Annotated in this window: 18 protein-coding genes and 1 tRNA gene; 4 read left to right on the top strand and 15 right to left on the bottom strand. The window is 29.8% G+C overall.

The genetic code is table 11. The features are described 5' to 3' along the window. Window positions 1-54: 54 nt before the first annotated feature. Window positions 55-660, top strand: a complete 606-nt coding sequence (locus TOPB45_RS05105; RefSeq protein WP_013909783.1) for a hypothetical protein — start codon at window positions 55-57, stop codon at window positions 658-660. A 57-nt stretch (window positions 661-717) separates the two neighbouring features. On the opposite strand, the gene TOPB45_RS05100 is transcribed toward TOPB45_RS05105, so the two are convergent. From TOPB45_RS05100 to TOPB45_RS05055, 10 genes are all read right to left on the bottom strand, one after another. Continuing rightward, window positions 718-933 (bottom strand): hypothetical protein, encoded by a 216-nt coding sequence (locus TOPB45_RS05100; RefSeq protein WP_013909782.1) that lies wholly within the window; start codon window positions 931-933, stop codon window positions 718-720. A 137-nt stretch (window positions 934-1,070) separates the two neighbouring features. Next, window positions 1,071-1,925 (bottom strand): HDOD domain-containing protein, encoded by an 855-nt coding sequence (locus TOPB45_RS05095; RefSeq protein ID WP_013909781.1) that lies wholly within the window; start codon window positions 1,923-1,925, stop codon window positions 1,071-1,073. Next, window positions 1,922-2,404: a hypothetical protein gene (locus tag TOPB45_RS05090; RefSeq protein WP_013909780.1), complete on the bottom strand. Its 483-nt coding sequence runs from the start codon at window positions 2,402-2,404 to the stop codon at window positions 1,922-1,924. Before TOPB45_RS05090 ends, TOPB45_RS05095 begins: the two co-directional genes overlap by 4 nt. Window positions 2,405-2,418: 14 nt before the next feature. Further along, window positions 2,419-3,714, bottom strand: coding sequence for a homoserine dehydrogenase (locus tag TOPB45_RS05085; protein ID WP_013909779.1), 1,296 nt, complete (start codon window positions 3,712-3,714; stop codon window positions 2,419-2,421). 14 nt (window positions 3,715-3,728) lie between these two features. Further along, on the bottom strand, window positions 3,729-5,504 hold the full coding sequence (locus TOPB45_RS05080; RefSeq protein ID WP_013909778.1) for an adenosylcobalamin-dependent ribonucleoside-diphosphate reductase: 1,776 nt from the start codon (window positions 5,502-5,504) through the stop codon (window positions 3,729-3,731). A gap of 7 nt (window positions 5,505-5,511) precedes the next feature. Then, a complete protein-coding gene (locus tag TOPB45_RS05075) occupies window positions 5,512-7,296 on the bottom strand; it encodes a DUF6178 family protein (RefSeq protein WP_013909777.1) in 1,785 nt (594 codons plus the stop codon). Continuing rightward, window positions 7,253-7,672, bottom strand: coding sequence for a YraN family protein (locus TOPB45_RS05070; RefSeq protein ID WP_049774818.1), 420 nt, complete (start codon window positions 7,670-7,672; stop codon window positions 7,253-7,255). The genes TOPB45_RS05075 and TOPB45_RS05070 overlap by 44 nt, the downstream gene beginning before the upstream one ends. Then, on the bottom strand, window positions 7,657-8,280 hold the full coding sequence (locus TOPB45_RS05065; RefSeq protein ID WP_013909775.1) for a ribonuclease HII: 624 nt from the start codon (window positions 8,278-8,280) through the stop codon (window positions 7,657-7,659). The genes TOPB45_RS05070 and TOPB45_RS05065 overlap by 16 nt, the downstream gene beginning before the upstream one ends. Before the next feature lie 12 nt (window positions 8,281-8,292). Beyond that, window positions 8,293-8,658 carry a 50S ribosomal protein L19 gene (gene rplS, locus TOPB45_RS05060; protein WP_013909774.1) on the bottom strand — a complete coding sequence of 122 codons (366 nt, stop codon included), beginning with the start codon at window positions 8,656-8,658 and terminating at the stop codon, window positions 8,293-8,295. Window positions 8,659-8,750: 92 nt separating this feature from the next. After that, window positions 8,751-8,825, bottom strand: a tRNA-His gene (locus TOPB45_RS05055). A gap of 143 nt (window positions 8,826-8,968) precedes the next feature. Between TOPB45_RS05055 and lon the strand changes: the two genes are divergently transcribed. Next, complete coding sequence (gene lon, locus TOPB45_RS05050) at window positions 8,969-11,338, top strand: endopeptidase La (RefSeq protein WP_013909773.1); 2,370 nt, start codon at window positions 8,969-8,971, stop codon at window positions 11,336-11,338. Between the two features lie 79 nt (window positions 11,339-11,417). Further along, entirely contained in the window at window positions 11,418-11,993 is a 576-nt protein-coding gene (locus TOPB45_RS05045; RefSeq protein WP_013909772.1) for an NUDIX hydrolase, read from the top strand. Here TOPB45_RS05045 and TOPB45_RS05040 read toward each other — a convergent pair. From TOPB45_RS05040 to TOPB45_RS05020, 5 genes are read right to left on the bottom strand one after another with little or no spacing between them, the layout of a single operon-like run. Further along, window positions 11,926-12,621 carry a precorrin-2 dehydrogenase/sirohydrochlorin ferrochelatase family protein gene (locus TOPB45_RS05040; RefSeq protein WP_013909771.1) on the bottom strand — a complete coding sequence of 232 codons (696 nt, stop codon included), beginning with the start codon at window positions 12,619-12,621 and terminating at the stop codon, window positions 11,926-11,928. The two genes, TOPB45_RS05045 and TOPB45_RS05040, sit on opposite strands and share 68 nt — an antisense overlap. Further along, complete coding sequence (locus TOPB45_RS05035) at window positions 12,614-13,768, bottom strand: RNA ligase (protein ID WP_013909770.1); 1,155 nt, start codon at window positions 13,766-13,768, stop codon at window positions 12,614-12,616. The genes TOPB45_RS05040 and TOPB45_RS05035 overlap by 8 nt, the downstream gene beginning before the upstream one ends. A gap of 52 nt (window positions 13,769-13,820) precedes the next feature. Beyond that, a complete protein-coding gene (locus TOPB45_RS05030; protein WP_013909769.1) occupies window positions 13,821-15,359 on the bottom strand; it encodes an ArnT family glycosyltransferase in 1,539 nt (512 codons plus the stop codon). 9 nt (window positions 15,360-15,368) lie between these two features. Then, window positions 15,369-16,430, bottom strand: coding sequence for an RNA 3'-terminal phosphate cyclase (gene rtcA / locus TOPB45_RS05025; protein WP_013909768.1), 1,062 nt, complete (start codon window positions 16,428-16,430; stop codon window positions 15,369-15,371). Further along, window positions 16,427-17,146 (bottom strand): creatininase family protein, encoded by a 720-nt coding sequence (locus TOPB45_RS05020; protein ID WP_013909767.1) that lies wholly within the window; start codon window positions 17,144-17,146, stop codon window positions 16,427-16,429. The genes rtcA and TOPB45_RS05020 overlap by 4 nt, the downstream gene beginning before the upstream one ends. A 55-nt stretch (window positions 17,147-17,201) precedes the next feature. Here TOPB45_RS05020 and miaB point away from each other — a divergent pair, with 55 nt between their 5' ends. Next, window positions 17,202-18,548 (top strand): tRNA (N6-isopentenyl adenosine(37)-C2)-methylthiotransferase MiaB, encoded by a 1,347-nt coding sequence (gene miaB / locus TOPB45_RS05015; RefSeq protein ID WP_013909766.1) that lies wholly within the window; start codon window positions 17,202-17,204, stop codon window positions 18,546-18,548. Window positions 18,549-18,623: the final 75 nt, after the last annotated feature.

Here is an 18,623-nt window from a genome sequence, read left to right as displayed (position 1 = left end):
TAGGCATGATTTTTGAGATTATTTATTCAGCATTTTAAAATAGGAGGTGAGAGAATGAGAAACCTTAAGTTTTTAATCTTAACTTTTATTTGGGTTTATTTTTTAACTCCTTTTAATTTAAAATCTTCTTATGGAAAGGATATAGATATAGGAGTTTCTATAAATGACGGAAGACTTTCACACTTCTATTTTTCGGTGGGAGATTATTATAGAGTTCCCGTAGAAAAAATAATTATTATTAAAAAGAGATATCCATTTATCTTAGAAGAGGAAATACCTATAATCTTTTTAATCCACGAATATCGTGGGATAGAACCAGATATAATTATACAAATGAGAAAGAAAGGATACTCTTGGTATGATATAATGATTTATTTTGGATTATATCCAGATACTTTATTTAGAAAATATGTAGTAGTTTATGGACCCCCCTATGGTAAGGCTTGGGGATATTATAAGAAACATAAAAGAGAAAAAATCGTTATTTATGATGATAGAGACATTATAGAATTAGCAAATATCAAATTTTTAACTGAATATTATCATGAAAATCCCAAAGTAATTATTGAATACAAAAAGAAATATCCAAAATATATAGAAATTAATGAAGAACTTTTCAAAAAGCACAAACTACATAAAAAACAAATAATTATAGAATAAAGGTCTCCCCCTTAAATAGGAGGAGACCTTTAAAAATATAAAATCAAGACTTAAAAATTATTTCTTTTCAGCGGGTTTTTCAGCAGGTTTTTCAGCAGGTTTTTCAGGAGCTGGTGCACCTGTTACATTTCCTGTTACATTTCCAGCTGGTGCAGGAGCTTCTACTTTTGGAGCTTCTGTCTTAGGTGCTTCTTCTTTTTTCTTGCATCCAGCAGTTAAACCTACCATACCTACTAAAGCTAAACTCAATACGAAAGACACTAACTTCTTCATGGCTTACCCCCTCCTTTTAATAATTTTAGATTTTTAAAATTTAAAATAAATTATTAACACTTTCAAAATTTTTGTCAAGGGAAATTTTTAATGAAATTAAATCTTTTTACCTAATTATGAAAAAAATATTTAAATTTTTAAACAAATTCTTTTTGAATTAATAAAGATTTATATAACCCAACTTTTAGATATTTGTATATTTTTTCTGGCTCTATATTAAGATTTTTTAATAAATTTTCAGGAACCCTATAATTAAACACATCTACTCCTCCACCTATCCCAAGCATATTTGCCAAAATATTTGAAAGCGCCACAATACTTGCTATATCACTTTGAAGCATAAGATCACTATCATGATGAGCTCTTATAGCAAAGGAAATATATTTGGGAAATTCCCACCTTTCTAATAAATGAGCTCCTACAAGTCCATGATCCACCCCTAAAACTAACCACTCTATCTGAATAAAATCCCAATCTACCTTTTCCCTTGCAATTTTTTGGAATTCTTTAATTTCTAATTTAGTATATAGATCAAGTACTATTTTACCTATATCATGTAAAATTGAGGCTATATATACTGTTTCTATTTTTGCTGGTGAAAAACCAATATCAAAAGCTATCTCTTCAGCTATAATTCCACAAGCAAGTGAATGAAACCATATATCTTCTACACTAATTCCATAGCCTATTAAATCTTTACTAAAATATTTTTTTGCAACTGAGGCTACAACAATAAATTTAATCTGATTAATTCCTAAAAACATAAAAGCTTTAAATAAAGAATCTATTTTCTGGGGTAAACCAAAGGCTGGTGAATTTACAATTTTTAAAAAATTTGCAGTAATTCCTGGGTCACTTTTTATTATTCTTTCAAGTTCTCTAAAATCTACATCTTCCTTTTTTAATAATTCAAGGGCTTGAAAAGCTACCTTAGGAAAAGCAGGAATAGTATCTACTTTATCAAAAATTCTTTCTAAAATTTGCCTTTTCATAATACTTCTTCCTCTCCATTTAAATTTATTTTTAAAATCTTTTCCTTTAAGTTAACTTCTAAAAAACTCTGACAATTAAAACCAACTCTAAGTATAATATTTTTAGGATTAATAGGATATTTAATTAAAAAGCTCTGAAGTACTTTAAAATTTATTTCTCCTATGTTGAGAGCCTCAGGAGAACTTTTATATTTACTACCTCCTGCAATAGCTATTTTAGCAGATGAAAAATTAAAGCCCTTTTTTTCTAACTCTTCAAAAAATAAAGGTAATAAACTCTGTCCAGATAAAATTAACTCTCCTGCTTCAATTTCTAAATCACCTTCTTTATAGGGCAAAACAAAATAACATAATCCTGCTATCTCATTTTCTTTATCAATCATCCCAAGAGCTATACCACTTCCTAAAAAATCTGTCTTTAATATTACTCCTCTTTTTTCAACTATTTCATAATGTCCTTTAGAAACCTTTATTACCATTTAAACCCCTTTTATTACAAAATTCTAAATTTTTTAGTAGGAGCAGTAACTACATCAAGTTTATCTATTTCTTGTAAGGCTTTAATTACATTTTTTTCTTTAGTTTCATGAGTAAGCATAACCACAGGTACAGAACCTTTCTTTTTTTGCCTTCCTATCTGAACTACTGAAGCTATGCTTATATTATTTTTACCCAAGATACCAGAAATTTTAGATAAAACACCAGGTTTATCTATGGCTGAAAATCTAAAATAATATTTAAACTCTACTTCTTCTATAGGTCTTATATTAAAAAAATTATTATTTTTTGTCAATGGATATTTTATAAAGGGTTTTTTCCCAAAATAAGAATACTCTATTGCATCAATTATATCGCTTACCACTGCACTTGCAGTAGGCTCTTTGCCTGCTCCTAATCCATAAAGTAAAATATCACCTACAAAATCCCCTGTAATGTAAAGGGCATTGTAATTCAAACGGACTGAAGTCAATACATGATTCTCAGGAATAAGAGTAGGGTGAACCCTTACTTCAATTTTTCCTTTTCTTTTTAAAGCAAAAGCTAATAATTTAACTACGTATCCAAAATCTTTAGCAAATTTTAAATCCATTAAATCTATTTGATCTATTCCTTCTATATAAACTTTTGAAACTGGTATGTAAAATCCAAATGCAAGAGAAGCTAAAATTGAAATTTTGTGAGCTGAATCAATCCCTTTTATATCCAGAGTCGGGTCAGCCTCTGCATATCCTTTTGCTTGAGCTGCTTTTAATGCATCTTTAAAACTAAGATTATTTTCAAGCATTTTGGTTAAAATATAATTAGTAGTACCATTTATAATGCCTATTATAGACTTTATGTTATTCCCAATTAAAGCCTCTTTTAAAGTCTTTATTATAGGTATCCCACCACCAACTGAAGCTTCAAAACCCAAAAATCTTTTTCTTTTTCTTGCTTCTTCCCAAATTTCATCTCCATGTTGAGCTAAAATCGCTTTATTTGCTGTAACTACTTCCTTTCCTTCTTTTAAAGCTTTTAAAACATATTCTTTAGCTGGCTCTATACCACCCATCAATTCACAAACAATGGAAATTTCAGGATCTTTTAAAATTTCTTCTACATTAGTGGTTAAAAGATTTTTATCTACTTCTATTTCTCTTTTCTTTTTCAAATCCTTCACCAAAATTTTTTTTATTATTGGCTTTATTCCTATTTTTTCTTTTATAAGATCGGAATTTTTAATTAATAATTCATAGACTCCCGTTCCAACTGTTCCGAATCCAAGTAAGGCTATATTTACTTCCTTCATTTTAACTCCACACCTTAAATTAAAGAAAAACTGCAAATAGGACAAGAAGATTCTCTTTCTTCTGAACCTCCTATATAAATCACTTGCTCTCCTTTGGAACCATACCTAAATACAGTGACCCCCTTTAACCCTAATTTATAAGCTTTTAAATAAATATTTTTAACATCCTCTACAGTTGCTTCCTTAGGTAAATTAATCGTTTTAGATACTGCATTATGTGTATATTTTTGAAAAGCGGATTGAATGGCTAAGTGTTGCTCTGGTGCTATTTCATAAGTTGTTACAAAGAGTCTTTTTATCTTTTCAGGCAATTTCATATCCCTTAAAATCCCCTTCTCTTTAACTTCTTCTAAAATGCTTTCTATTTCATTTTCGGAAAAATTTTCTCTCTCTAAAATTTCAATAAAAAGCGGATGAAATTCTTTTATAAAAACATTTTCAAGGGTTTTTCTCTCATAATAAATTCCAAAAAGAGGTTCTATCCCTGAAGAAACTCCAGCAATTAAAGAAATACTTCCTGTAGGAGCTATGGTAGTAGTTGTTGCATTTCTCATAAAAGGTGTTTCAGGATTGTCCCAAATACTTCCTGGATAGGCAGGAAAGTTTCCCCTCTCTTTAGCAAGCTCATAAGAGGCTTTTATAGATTCTTCATTAATAAATTTCATAATTTTTTTAGCTATCTCTATAGCAGAAGGTTCAGAATAAGAAATATTAAGTTTTATAAGAAAATCAGCAAAACCCATTACTCCAAGGCCTATTTTTCTTGTAAGTCTGGTAATTTTATCTATTTGGGGAACAGGAAATCTATTAATTTCTATTACATCATCAAGAAATCTTACAGCTAAATGAATCGTTTCTTTAAGTAACTCCCAATCGATTTTACCATCTTTAACAAAATTGGTTAAATTAATTGAACCTAAATTACAGGATTCAAAAGGAAGAAGAGGTTGCTCACCGCAGGGATTTGTAGCTTCTATTTCTCCTAAATGGGGTGTAGGGTTATACTTATTTATAGTATCTATAAAGATAACTCCCGGGTCACCAGTTTCCCAAGCAGATTCAGCTATTAAGAAAAAAATTTCTTCAGGATCTACATATCTTACCACCTTTTTATTTCTGGGATTTATTAAAGGAAATTTTTCTTTTTTCTCTAAAGCAGACATAAACTGATCAGTAATAGCTACAGATAAATTAAAGTTTGTAAGGGTATTTTCGTTTCTTTTAGCTAATATAAATTCTTCTATATCAGGATGATCAATTCTTAAAATTCCCATATTAGCACCACGTCTTTTCCCACCTTGTTTAATAGCTTCTGTAGCGCTATCGAATACCTTTATAAAAGAAAGAGGACCACTTGCTACTCCTTGAGTAGAAGCAACTATATCCCCTTTAGGTCTAATTTTTGAGAAGGAAAAACCTGTTCCTCCTCCAGATTTATGTATAAGGGCTGTATATTTTAAGGTTTCAAAAATTGAATCCAAGGAATCCTCAATAGGTAGAACGAAACAAGCAGAAAGCTGTCCTAAAGGACATCCTGCATTCATTAAGGTAGGAGAATTGGGTAAAAAATCGAGATTTGCCATCATTTCATAAAATTTTTCAGCATATTTTTCACAAATATAAGGATCCTTAGAGAAATTTGCCTCAGCGCTGGCTACAGCCTTAGCAACTCTTTCAAAAAGTTCTTCAGGAGTTTCGATAATTTCGTTTTTATCGTTTTTTAAAAGATATCTTTGTCTTAGTATAATAAGAGCTGATTCTCTTAAATTTATTCTTTTACGGCGCTTCATATCTCTTTTAGGCTTTAAGATCTATAAGTATAAGAGTCTGATACTTAGGATCTGGAGGCTCACTAAGATCTACATATTTAAATTCATCTTCAAATTTTTTAATTGTAAAATTTAAAAAAGAGTATAGCAATTCCTTTTCTAAATACCACTTATTTTTTGCAAAATTTTCAAAATTTTTGAACAACTCCTCCTTTAACTCTTTTCTTAAGTAACATACCCCTTCTTTTTCCTCTATTAATTTATTAATCACTTCTTTCCACGCACTTTTAGGAAGTGCCTTAAAAACAAACTCTCCTCTATAGAGATATTGAGAAAGTGCAGTAAGAATTAGAGAGCTCCAAGTAAGAAAATTAGTATCAAAATTTCTTCCAGGTTTATTTACTTCATTTATCCAAGAAAGAGGAGGGCCAAATATTTTTTCTATAAGTGGTGCCATATAACCTATCTCTTCAATATATCTCCTTACCATTTTTATTTCACTTAATTTTCTAAAAATGGTATATTCCTTTTCTGTTCCTATTTTATCAGGTTGAAATAGTGCTATTTCATTTATTTTTTTAGCTAAAACCCCTTTTAAAAAACCATGATAAGGTTGGTCAAGATAATTGAGAATAGAAGAATCAAAATCTTTATTTTTGGTAAGGTTAAGTGCAAATCTTCTTAATTCCTTTAAAACATTTTGAGCAACTTTAAAAATATCTTCTAAAAAGTACTCTTCTAAAAATCTTTTTGCTATTTCTAAATTTCCCATAGAAACATACTCAAGTCCTATATTTAAAGAACCCCATACTTTATCTAAACTCCTTTTAATTTGATCCATTTCATCAATAACCACATTATCCACAATAATCACCTTATTTGCTATCCAGGCAAGTTCTCTTTTTATTCTTTCAATTTGACTTAAATCATCTAAAATCTTAAGAACTTTAAAGATAAAAAGTTCTTCTGAGCCTGTATAAACCATGATATTAATAGATGGTTGACTTTCTTCACTTATAGGCAAATATTTAGGGTCTATTTTTCTTAAATTTTTAAGCGGAATATAAGAGTAAATATCAAGAGCTTCAAAATACTCAGGTATCCCCTCATCTGCAAGTCTACCATTCCTCCATTTATAAGCTCTTTCTTCGACTTCTGCAGGTATTTCCCATATTACAGATTCCATAAGAGCAAAATATGTATCTGGCATCTCTTCTCTTAGAATTTCAATCATTCTTCTAAAATAGAATTCAAGAGAGGATACTTTAAAGTCTATAAAATAAAAATCATCAAGAGTATAGGGAGGAAGAAAATCCATCGCCTCTATAAGTTCCATATCATCAGGTTTTTTATAAACTTTTATAAATTTTTGAAGTATAGCTATCAGAAAGTCCCAATCTGCAACCCTTAACCATTCTAAAACTTTATCTTCTCCTGCATTAAAAAGAAGAATTATCCAAGAAGCAACCCTTTCTGCTTTTATTCTATCCTTATACCAAGCATCTATATCAAACATAAATTGGATTTGACTTCCCTTAGCATAAGAAAGAAGTTCAACAGCTAAATCAAGAGAAGAGGCTTTTAAAGTAAGAAACAGTTCTTGAGGAGGAAGATTTTTAACAATGCCTTCTGGATAAGGAGAATAAAGAATTAATTTTGCCCTTTCCTCCCAAGGTGTACTTAAAACCAAATCATAAATTTCATAAAATTTTAGATTTGCTAAAGTTTTCTCTATCTCGCTTTCAGAGAGCTTAAGAAGATTTTCTAAATTAATACCGGGTAAAATCTCTTTCTTTGTAAAAAGCAGATTCATAATGAATAATCTCCCCCTTTCTTATTCTTAATACTATAACATCAAATCTTATTTCCTTTATTTTACTTAATTTTTGAAAATTTTTAAGAAGAAAATACTCTGCCACCTTTAAAATTTTTTCTCTTTTTCTAAAATCTACTTTTTCTTCAGCCAGAAACTCATCCTCACCAAATTCACTTTTTACCTCTATAAAAATTAAAATATTCTTTTTCTTAGCAATAATGTCTATTTCTCCAAAAGAGGTTTTATAATTTTTTTCTAAAATTTCAAATCCTTTGGAGATAAGATATTCTAATGCTAATTCTTCAGCTTTTTTACCTTTTTCTTTTGAAGTGAGTTTTTGAAAAAACTCTTTAATTTTCATTTTTGGAAGCATTTATAATAAATTCTGTGAAGTGGAGAAGGGCCATATTTTTTGATTTTTTCGAAATGAAGTTTTGTTGCATATCCTTTATGTTGGGAAAAGGCATATTGAGGATAAAGTTTTTCCATTTCTTTCATATATTTATCTCTTGCCACCTTTGCAAGAATGGAAGCTGCTGAAATGGAAAGACAAAATTTATCTCCATCAACTATAGCTTTTTGTAATCCTTTATACTCAGGGATAATCCAAGGTCCATCTATTAAAACGAGCTGTGGTTTGACTTTTAATTTTTTTAAAGCTTTAAGCATAGCTTTGAAAGTAGCTTGAAAAATACCCAATTGATTAATTTCTTCAACATCCACATAGGCTATAGAATAATCAAGAGCAACTTTACAAATATAATCAAAAAGTTCCTCTCTTTTTTGAGGGGAAAGAAGTTTAGAGTCTTTTATTTCTGGATTTTCAATTTCAGAGGGTAATATTACTGCAGCTGCAAAAACAGGACCAGCAAGGGCACCACGACCAGCTTCATCTACTCCTGCAATTAAAGAATAACCTAATTTTTTGAATTGAGCTTCTAAATTCAGACTGCTCGGAAGATTAAATAATGTATTTTTCAAATTTTCAAAAAATTATTCCATAATTTTATTATCGAATCTTTCTTTTATACGAGCAGCTTTCCCGGAACGCTCTCTAAGATAGTAAAGTCTTGCTCTTCTAACTCTTCCTCTTTTAACAATTTCTATTTTTTCAATCCTAGGTGAATGAAGAGGAAAGGTTCTTTCAACACCTACTCCAAAAGAAACTTTTCTTACAGTAAAAGTGGCGTTAATTCCGGAACCTCTTCTTCTAACTACTACACCCTCAAAAACTTGAACTCTTTCTTTTTCTTCTCCTTCTTTCAGTCTAAAATAAACTTTAACAGTATCTCCTGGATTAAATTTAGGAAGATCAGAACGCATATATTTTTTCTCAACTTCTCTTATTACAGGAAGCATAAATAAAACCTCCTTAGTTAAAATTACAAAAAGCTTGAAACAATTATATCATATAAAAATAATATTTGCAAATTTAGAAAGAATTATTTGAATGGGGAGGCCGACGGGACTCGAACCCGCAACACCCGGGGCCACAGCCCGGTGCTCTACCATTGAGCTACGGCCTCCATAAAGACTATTTTTTTCAAATAAAATTTAATATATTTTATCAAAAAAACAACTGATCTAAAAATATTCTCAATTTTTATTTATACCTTGAATAATTAATCGAGAGTCTTAAATTTTTATGAAAAATTTTTAAATTAAAATTATGAGAGAAGAATTAGAACTACAGATTCCAGAGGTTTCAGAAGGAGAAATTATAGACGTTCCAGAAATATTGCCTTTAATGGCAATAAGGGATATTGTGCTCTTTCCTTCTATGGTGGTCCCTCTTTTTGTAGGAAGACCAAAATCTCTTAAAACTATAGAAGAAGCATTAAATAAAAATAAACTTATAGTTCTTTCTACACAAAAAAATTCCCGTATTGAAAATCCTAAACCTGAAGATCTTTATAAGTTAGGAACTATAGCTTTAATAATCAAAACTTTAAATCTTACAGAAAATAGACTAAAGGTTGTAGTTCAAGTTTTGTCAAGGGTTGAAATAAAAGAGTTTTTACAAACTGATCCTTATTTTAAAGTTAAAATTGAGCCTTGTAAAGAGATTGAACCTGAAAGTATTACTCCAGAAATTGAAGCCTTAATGAGATCTGTTAAGGAGAATACTGAAAAACTTTTGTCATTAAAAGGAATTTTAAATCCTGAAATTTCAACAGTATTACAATCTATAGAAGAACCTGGAAGGCTGGCAGATCTTATTACAGCTTATTTGAAACTTAAAACTAAAACAGCCCAAGACCTTCTTGAAACTCTTGATGGAGTTGAAAGGCTGAGAAAAGTTTCAGAAATACTTATTCAAGAAATAGAGATAACTACTCTCCAAAATAAAATACAAGCAGAAGCTCAAGAAGAAATAGGTAGATCACAAAGAGAATACTTTTTAAGAGAACAATTAAGAGCAATTAAGAGAGAACTTGGAGAATTGGAAGATATAGAAAGTGATATAGAAGAATTAAGAAAAAAAATCAAAAAAGCAAAAATGCCTAAGAATGTTGAAAAAGAAGCTTTAAAACAGTTAAAACGTCTTGAATTTATGCATCCCGATTCCTCAGAGGCAGCAGTTATAAGAAATTATTTAGAATGGTTAATAGAACTGCCTTGGAACAAATCTACCAAAGATAATTTAAATCTAAAACATGTAAAGAAAATTTTAGATAAAGACCATTATAATCTTGAAAAAGTGAAAGATAGAATTCTTGAATTTTTAGCAGTAAAAAAGATAAATCCAAAAGCAAAGGGAGCTATTATCTGTTTTGTTGGACCACCTGGTGTTGGAAAAACAAGTCTTGGAAAATCTATAGCTACTGCCTTAGGAAGAAAATTTGTAAGGGTATCCTTAGGTGGTGTGAGAGATGAAGCTGAAATAAGAGGACACAGAAGAACTTATGTAGGGGCTTTACCTGGAAGAATTATTCAAGGTATAAAACAAGCTGGAACAAATAATCCTGTCTTTATGCTTGATGAGATTGACAAACTTTGTGTTGATTTCCATGGAGATCCTGCTGCAGCATTACTTGAAGTTCTTGATCCTGAACAAAATAAGGAGTTTGTTGATCATTTTTTAGATGTCCCCTTTGATCTTTCTAAGGTATTATTTATTGCAACTGCAAATATGACTGAAACCATCCCTAAGGTTCTTCTTGATCGTATGGAAGTTATATATATATCTGGCTATACTTTTAAAGAAAAACTTGAAATTGCAAAAAGACATCTTTTACCCAAACTTTTAAAGGAACATGGTCTTACTAAAAAGGATATAGTTATTCCAGACGAAGTAATTTTAAAAATAATAGAAGAATATACTTCTGAATCTGGAGTAAGAGAGTTAGAAAGAAAATTAGCTGCCATTTGTAGAAAGATTACTAGAAGATTGGCAGAAGGTGAAAAGGGTCCTTTTGAAATTACAGAAGAAAATTTAGTAAAATATCTTGGACCTCCTGAATATGTGGAAGAATTAAAACAAGAAAAGGATGAAATAGGAGTAGCAACAGGTCTTGCATGGACTCCTTATGGAGGAGAAGTTCTTTATGTAGAGGCGGTAACTATGCCTGGTAAAGGGAATCTTATTTTAACAGGACAATTAGGAGATATAATGAAAGAGAGTGCACAAGCAGCTTTATCCTATATAAGATCAAAATACAAAGAATTTAATATTGATCCTAAATTTTACACTAAATATGATATACATGTTCATGTTCCTTCTGGAGCTATACCCAAAGATGGTCCCAGTGCTGGAGTAACTATTGCTGTAGCCTTAATTTCAGCTTTAACCAAAAAACCAGTCTCTAAAGATTATGCTATGACAGGTGAAATCACTTTAAGAGGAGCCATACTTCCTGTAGGAGGTATAAAGGAAAAAAGTCTTGCTGCTTTAAGAAAGGGAATTAAAAAAGTTCTTCTGCCCTTTAAAAATAAAAAAGATTTAGAAGAAATTCCTAAAGATTTAAGAGATCAAATAGAATTTATTTTTGTTTCCCATTTGGACGAAGTAGTAAATTTAGTGATAAAAAATAATTAGATCTTTTCAAATTTAAATTTTTTGGTAATAATAAATTCAAATTTTTAATTTAATCTTTTAATTTAATCTTTTAAATTAAATGCACGAAAAAATCAAAAAAAGAGGAAGAAAGCCTAAGGAGACCCCAGAGGGAAGAAAAAGAGAAATTTTAGAAATTGTTGATAAAAATTGTGAACCTGTTAGTATCTTAAATAGGGAAAGTATTCATAAAAAGGGGCTTTTTCATAAAATTGTTCATGTGTTTCTTTTTAATGAAAAAGGAGAAATATATCTTCAAAAAAAATCCCCCCTTGTAGATGAAAATCCTGGTCTTTGGACCTCTTCAGCTTCTGGACATGTATTAGCTGGAGAAGGTGCTTTAATTTCAGCACAAAGAGAATTAAGAGAAGAACTTTCTCTTAAAGTAAAACTTAAAAAAGTTTTAAAATTACCTCCTTCAGAAGAAACAAATATGCAGTGTATTTCTCTATTTGTAGGATATACTAAAAAAATACCTAAACCTAATCCTCTTGAAATTGAAGAGGGAGGATTTTTTACTATTGAAAAAGTAGAAAATCTTCTTCAAACTAATCCTGAAATTTTTTCTCCTACTTTTCGTTTTCTTTGGAAAAAATATTGGGAAAATGTTTCTCAAAAATCTCAGTCGGAAAAGTAAGCCCCTCTTTTTCAATTAAAACTTTTAATAATTCAAAATCTCTATATTTGATATAGCGAGGAATAGGAGCTAAAGCAAGTTTTTGAAGTTTTTCTTCTTTTTCCTCTGAAGAAAGATTTAAATTTAGAATTTGTTTTCTTAAATCTTTCATAAGCTCCACATAAAGCACATACTCTTCTCCTATTATTTCTTCTAAAGTTTCTCTTAATCTTCTCGCTACAGCAGGACTTACTCCTGAGGTAGAAATAGCAATAGTTAAAAGACCTCTTCTAATAGTTGAAGGTACTATAAAACTACATAGTTCAGGAACATCAACTACATTACAAAAAATACGTTTTTCTTCTGCTTCTTTAAATATTTCTTTTTGTATTTCTGGATTATCTGTTGCTGCAATCACTAACCAAGCTGAGTGAAGGTCTCCCTTTTTATATACTCTTCTTTCCCATTCAATTTTTCCCTCTTCAGCTAATTTTTTAAGTTTTAAAGTTACCTCTGGAGAAATTACTTTTACTTTTGCTTGAGATGTAAGAAGATTTTCTACCTTTCTTTCTGCAACTTTCCCCCCACCTATTACAATACAAAGTTTATTTTTAAGATTTAAAAACACTGGGAAAAATTCATTAATCAATTTCTCCCCACCCCTCTAATTTAGACTTCCAAAATTGGGTTGCCTTTGGATATATTTTAGAAAATTCTACACAAAAATATCCATTTTTCCATTCTGTTTTTTTAACTTCTATACTCACTTTAGCTATACGAAAATGTGCAAGCATAGCATGAAAATTACTTTCCTTTTTAAATCTTACTCTAAAAGTTTCTTGCAAAAGTCTTTCTGTTTTAAAATTTTCTAAAGTTTCTTCAAATAAATTTTTTCCTAAAACACTATAAACTTCTTCTTTAAATTCTTCAAACTCATAAAGATTTAGTGCAAGTCTTATCAATCTTAAAGATACAAAATAGGGATCTATCTCTCCGAGATAGGGAAAAACTACCCTTAAATCCTCAAGATTAGAAAAGGGAGTTACATATTTAACTCTATTTCCTTCATAATCTGGTTTAAAAACTACACCTTCTCTTTTTTCTAAATGATACCTTTTGAGAAGTTCTTTTATTTTTTGGTAATCTTTCTCTGGATCAAAGGGTCCTTGTATTTCAGGAGAATTTAATCTATATTTTTTTAAAAGCTCTAATTTTTTAGATACATTTAAAAATTCTCCTTCCCCTTTCTTCATAAAATCAAATACAAAAAAATTAATATCCTCTTTTATATAAGATGGATACTCACTTACAAAGGGATTTTCAGGTCCTGCAACTTCTGCACAAACTACTAAATCAGGATTTTCCTCAAAAAACCTTGGAAGCTCAGGTAAAAAATCTTCCCATCTATCAGTAGCAAAAGCACATACATATCCTCTTCTTGTAAAAGCAAGGATTTCATCATCAACCTTTACTAACCTAACATTATATCCTTCAATTTTTTCTTCAGCATAAAAGGGATATTTAAGATATCTTTTAAGCCCAGTTTTTAATACATAAATTCTTGGGATATGTGGATAGCCGAGAACTAAAATTTTTTCATTAAAAAAAGTCCCCAGGGGATAAAATTTAAAGTCTTTATTGAGTCTAAAGAAATTTTTATTTTTCCAACTAAAAAATAAAACCTTTCCTTTGTAATAGGCATCTTCCCAGTCTTTTAGAGGATATTTTCTTAAATAAACATTTGTCTCCCAACAGTATTTCAAATATCTTAATATCTCTTTTTCCTCTTCTTTCAATTTTTACCTCCCTTAATTTTCTTTCCTTTATAAAACCTCAATATCAAAGGGATTATCCGGGGCTTTTATAAAGAATGTAATAAGTTTTTGAAGGTTCTTTTTCTTCCCTAAATTCTATAAATTGATATCCCCTTTCTAAAAGGCTTTTAATTTCTGGGGTAAGATCTTTTCTAACTAAAAGAATTTGGCAATTTTTATCCTCGGAAAAAGGTTCAATTTTTTTTGAAATTTGAGCATAAAAATAAACATTAGCGACTGGCTTATTTATCTCACAAATAAGAGCTTGAGGGATTTTATAAGAAAGTTTAGCTAAAAATTCTCCTGCATCTTTTTCAGAACTCTTAGAATAATAAGGTATAAGCATAGCATAAACCAACCATTCAACTACTAAAAACTGGAAAATAAAGCCAAAAAATCTTTCTTTCTTAAAAAAGAGAAAAACTAAAATTTGTAAGAAAAAACTTAAAATCAAAACTGCAGTTACTATAGGAGAAATCTTTAATTGTAGATAAGGAAAAATTAAAAAAAGCCCTAAAGTCAAAATCATCAACATAAAGCTTATCAAGTTATAAACTTTAAGTAAAAATTCATCTAAGTGGTTTTTCATATAATAGGTAATTAAAATCGCTGAAAAAGGAAGAATAGGTAGAATATAATAGCCTCTTCTTGCTTTAGCTAAAGTAAAAAGCAAAAATATGGCAAGAGAAGTTAAGAAAAAAAGCTTTTCTTCATTAGAAATTTGCTTAAGCTTTTTAGCAAACTTTAATATAGCTCCAAATAAAAAAAACGACCAAGGAGCTAACCATAAGGGCCAATATAAGAAATAAATATAAAAAGGTCTAAGATTATCATAAGGCTCCACTGCTTGCTTTAGGTTTTCTTTAAACCAAAGATAAAAAGGAAGTTCACTTCGTAGCTCATAAGCAGTTAAGTAATAGGGAAGAAAATAAAATCCCAAGACAAAAATTCCAGTAATAATGGATTTCCAATTTAAATGATAAAATCTTTTTTCTATAAGTGCATCAATTAGAGGAAGAATAAAAAGTACTGCAAAAGAAGTAATGCCCTTTGATAGTCCACCAAAAACCATACCAGCAAAAAAACCTAAATACCCTAAGAAACTTTTTTGATCTCTGAAATAAATATAAAAGGTAAGACTCACTATTATTCCAAAAAGTTGATAAATTTCAGACTGAGCAAGACGAGAAAATTCTACAAAACCTAAGGAAGTAAGAAGAATCCCTGTAGAAATAAGGTTCCAAGGATAGGAAAAAAGCTTAGTTACAGCTTTATAAAAGCACCATAAACTTAAAAAGGCAAGTAAAGCTCCTGGAAGTCTTACGGTAAATTCATTAAACTTTTGAAAAATCATTCCAGAGAGTTTTATCAACCAAAAAGGTATTAAAGGTTTAGTTACATGAGGTTCAAAGTTGATAGTTGGTACAAACCAAGATCCTCTAAGTACCATTTCTCTTGCAGCCTCCCCCCATCTCCCTTCTACTCCGAAAAGTGGTCTCTCTCCTAAATTCCAAAAAATTAAAAAACCTGCACATATTAGTAAAATCCAAAAATATAATTTCTCTTTTTTCATAAAAAAACCTTAATTTAATAAGCTAATTTTAACCTCACCTGGATTCCCTTCTTTTCCTAAAACCTCAATATTAATCTCTTTCATAAATTGAGGAATAACCCAAGCTTGGGTAAGAAGATGCTTAGTAATTTTCGAAGTTTTATAAATAAAAATTTTTTCACGATTTTTTATTATAGCAAAAGTTAAAGGAAGCAAAATTTGATCTCCAAGATGTTCTTCAAATTGAGCTTCTGTTTTTAAAAATTCCAAGAATTGAATAGCTGAATTTTCTCCTACTTTTTCTGCGGGATATCCCTTTTTACCAAGTTCAAAAAAACCAACCCTTTTTATCTTATCTTTATCTATAGAATAAATAAAAAGCATAGTCCCAGGAGAATCACTTTTAACTTTTTCAAATATTTCCTTTGGTGATTTTAATTGAGCAGTTAAAAGTTTTTTCTTAGCTGAAATTGCTTGTCTTTCTAAAATGTGAGAAGGCAAATCTTCAGAAATAAGACTTATTATAAAAATCTCATCTGGATCAAATTTTTTACTTATATTTGGTAATTTAAATTCTTTCCAAGGAAAAATTTTAGCTCTTATTTTACCACCTCCCTTTGGATAAAACCCTGCTTTTTCTAAATAAATTTCAGCTTTTAAACCTAAAAAATTTACTATAGGTAAAAACACATATTTTAAATAATGAAAAGAAGGGCTAAAAGGAACATGGGTTCCTCCTTTTAAAATTAATTCTCCCCCTTCTGATAAGGCTAAAGGGTAAAGTAGGGTTTGAAAAAGTAAAGAAGTTGAGCCTGCGGTTTTTATATCAAAAAAGTATGTTTTATTAGTTGGTTTTTCTTTAGGAATAAATATAAGCTCTTTAGAATTAAGTTCTGCTCCTTCAAGTTCTGCTTTTGAAATTTCAGCGCATGCTTTTACACAGGCAAGATGTTGAGGTTGAAGTCCTGGTTTGGGTCTACCTGCTCTTATTTTAAATATTTTAAAAGGTTTTCCTAAAACAACTGAAAGAGAAAGACAGGTTCTCAAGATTTGTCCTCCCCCTTCTCCATAAGATCCATCTATTAAAATCATACTCCTTCCTCTTCCAAAGTTTTAATTTCTTTAATTAAAATTTCTGTTAATTTTTCTGCAAGAATTTTTCCTTTTTCTGCTGAAGCTTTTAAAGGATTCCCCCATATTCCAGAAGACCAATATTTTTCTTTATCCTCAACAATTCTAAATTTTGGAAACTTAGGATAATCTTCAAAAGCTCCCTCTTTCACAAGTTCTGGCTTAAAATAAAATACAAGGGATGTTTCCCATTCTCCCGCATGAGAATCACTCTCGGGAATATTTAATTCTTCTAAAACTGGCTTTAAAAGTTGAAAAATATCTGCTACAAAAATTTTAGTATCTTTATGCAACTCAATAAAAGCTTCTGCAGTATCCACTAAATAAGCTATGTGTGTACCTCCAGCATGCCCGGAAAGAATAAAAAAATTTTTAAAACCATTGCGATAAAATTCAGAAAGAAGATTAAAAACAAGGGCTTTTAAAACCTCACCTTTTAGACTTAAAGTTCCAGGAAGTGGTTTTGTACTTCTACATAAACCATAATATAAAGGCGGAGCTACAAGAACTTTTATTTTTTTAGCTATAAGTTTACAGATTTCATATATTGTATAAAGGTCTGTTGCTAAGGGTAGATGAGGACCGTGAGCTTCGATAGATCCAATTGGTATTATTACTGTTTTGGTATCCTTTTTTAATTCTTCAAATTCTTTAGAAGTAATATTTTCCATTAACATGCCAATCCTCCTTAATTTGAAAAATGTTTTTAAGTGAATTATATTTATTTTTGCTATGAAAAAAAGAGTTTATATAAAAACTTTCGGTTGCCAGATGAATGAAAATGATACGGAGAAAATGTATATTTTGCTCTCAGATGAATATGAGCCAACTTCTAATCCTGAAGAAGCAGATTTAATTTTAATTAATACCTGTTCTGTAAGAGAAAAACCTCAATTTAAAGCTTTTAGTGAAGTAGGAAGATATAAATACCTCAAAAAAAAGAAACCAGATCTTATTATTGGAGTTACAGGTTGTGTAGCTCAACAAGAAGGCGAGAAATTAATTCAACGACTTCCTTATATAGATTTAGTTTTAGGAACACAAGGATTTTATTTTATTAAAGAAGCTTTAGAAACACTCAAAAAAAATAAAAAACCTGTTGTTTTTACAGAGCTTAAACCTGACTTTAAACCTCCATTAATACTTGATAAAGAAAATAAACTTTCTCTTGAAAATAAAAAAGTTACTGCTTACGTAACAATAATGCAGGGTTGTGACAATTTTTGTTCCTATTGTATTGTCCCTTATGTTAGAGGAAGAGAAATAAGTAGAAACCCTGAAGATATTCTTAAAGAGGTTAAGGAGTTAGTTAAAAATGGAGTTAGAGAGGTTACTCTTTTAGGACAAAATGTAAATTCCTATGGAATTAAAGAAAAGAACTATCCTGATTTCCCTGAACTTTTAAATATGATTTCTCAAATAGAAAATCTTTGGAGAATAAGATTTACTACAAGTCATCCAAAAGATCTTTCTGATAAATTAATTAAGGTTATAGCTGAAAATCCAAAAGTATGTAAACATATTCATCTACCTTTACAAGCTGGTTCAAATAAAATTCTCAAAAAAATGAACAGAAAATACACAAAGGAAGAATATCTTGAAAAGGTGGAGAAGTTAAAAGATGCAGTGCCTGATATTGCTATCACTACTGATATAATTGTAGGTTTCCCCGGAGAAAGTGAAGAAGATTTTAAAGAAACTCTGGAAATGCTTGAAAAAGTAAGATATCATGAAATCTTTTCTTTTAAGTATTCAGATAGACCTTTTACTCTCGCTCAGAAATTAGAAAATAAAATTCCAGAGGAGGAAAAAGAAAGAAGACTTAAAATAGTTCATCAGATTCAAGCTAAAATAACTAAAGAAATTTATGAATCCTATGTAGGAAAAGAGGTAGAGGTATTAGTTGAAGGACCAAGTGCTAAAGACCCAAATATGTTAATGGGAAGGACCACAACCAATGTAATTGTCAATTTTAATACTCCTCGTTTAGATTTAAAAGGTGCTTTAGTAAAGGTTCTTATAAAAGAAGCTGGTAAACATTCTCTTAAGGGAGAATATTTGGAAACTTTAAAACTATAATTTTTGCAAAATCTGCATAAAATTGCAATTTTTATAAAGTTTAAAAAATCTTTAGGTCTTTTTATCTTTTTAAAA

The sequence above is a fragment of the Thermodesulfobacterium geofontis OPF15 genome, from assembly GCF_000215975.1.
In the GTDB taxonomy this organism is placed as follows: domain Bacteria; phylum Desulfobacterota; class Thermodesulfobacteria; order Thermodesulfobacteriales; family Thermodesulfobacteriaceae; genus Thermodesulfobacterium; species Thermodesulfobacterium geofontis.
The sequence above is the reverse complement of the archived record's forward strand: the minus strand, read 5'-3'. Positions and strand labels throughout refer to the sequence as shown.

Coding starts and splice junctions, on each gene's coding strand:
- TOPB45_RS05105 (WP_013909783.1), top strand. CDS start 55: ATGAGAAACCTTAAGTTTTTAATCTTAACTTTTATTTGGGTTTATTTT.
- TOPB45_RS05100 (WP_013909782.1), bottom strand. CDS start 933: ATGAAGAAGTTAGTGTCTTTCGTATTGAGTTTAGCTTTAGTAGGTATG.
- TOPB45_RS05095 (WP_013909781.1), bottom strand. CDS start 1,925: ATGAAAAGGCAAATTTTAGAAAGAATTTTTGATAAAGTAGATACTATT.
- TOPB45_RS05090 (WP_013909780.1), bottom strand. CDS start 2,404: ATGGTAATAAAGGTTTCTAAAGGACATTATGAAATAGTTGAAAAAAGA.
- TOPB45_RS05085 (WP_013909779.1), bottom strand. CDS start 3,714: ATGAAGGAAGTAAATATAGCCTTACTTGGATTCGGAACAGTTGGAACG.
- TOPB45_RS05080 (WP_013909778.1), bottom strand. CDS start 5,504: ATGAAGCGCCGTAAAAGAATAAATTTAAGAGAATCAGCTCTTATTATA.
- TOPB45_RS05075 (WP_013909777.1), bottom strand. CDS start 7,296: ATGAATCTGCTTTTTACAAAGAAAGAGATTTTACCCGGTATTAATTTA.
- TOPB45_RS05070 (WP_049774818.1), bottom strand. CDS start 7,672: ATGCTTCCAAAAATGAAAATTAAAGAGTTTTTTCAAAAACTCACTTCA.
- rplS (WP_013909774.1), bottom strand. CDS start 8,658: ATGCTTCCTGTAATAAGAGAAGTTGAGAAAAAATATATGCGTTCTGAT.
- lon (WP_013909773.1), top strand. CDS start 8,969: ATGAGAGAAGAATTAGAACTACAGATTCCAGAGGTTTCAGAAGGAGAA.
- TOPB45_RS05045 (WP_013909772.1), top strand. CDS start 11,418: ATGCACGAAAAAATCAAAAAAAGAGGAAGAAAGCCTAAGGAGACCCCA.
- TOPB45_RS05030 (WP_013909769.1), bottom strand. CDS start 15,359: ATGAAAAAAGAGAAATTATATTTTTGGATTTTACTAATATGTGCAGGT.
- rtcA (WP_013909768.1), bottom strand. CDS start 16,430: ATGATTTTAATAGATGGATCTTATGGAGAAGGGGGAGGACAAATCTTG.
- TOPB45_RS05020 (WP_013909767.1), bottom strand. CDS start 17,146: ATGTTAATGGAAAATATTACTTCTAAAGAATTTGAAGAATTAAAAAAG.
- miaB (WP_013909766.1), top strand. CDS start 17,202: ATGAAAAAAAGAGTTTATATAAAAACTTTCGGTTGCCAGATGAATGAA.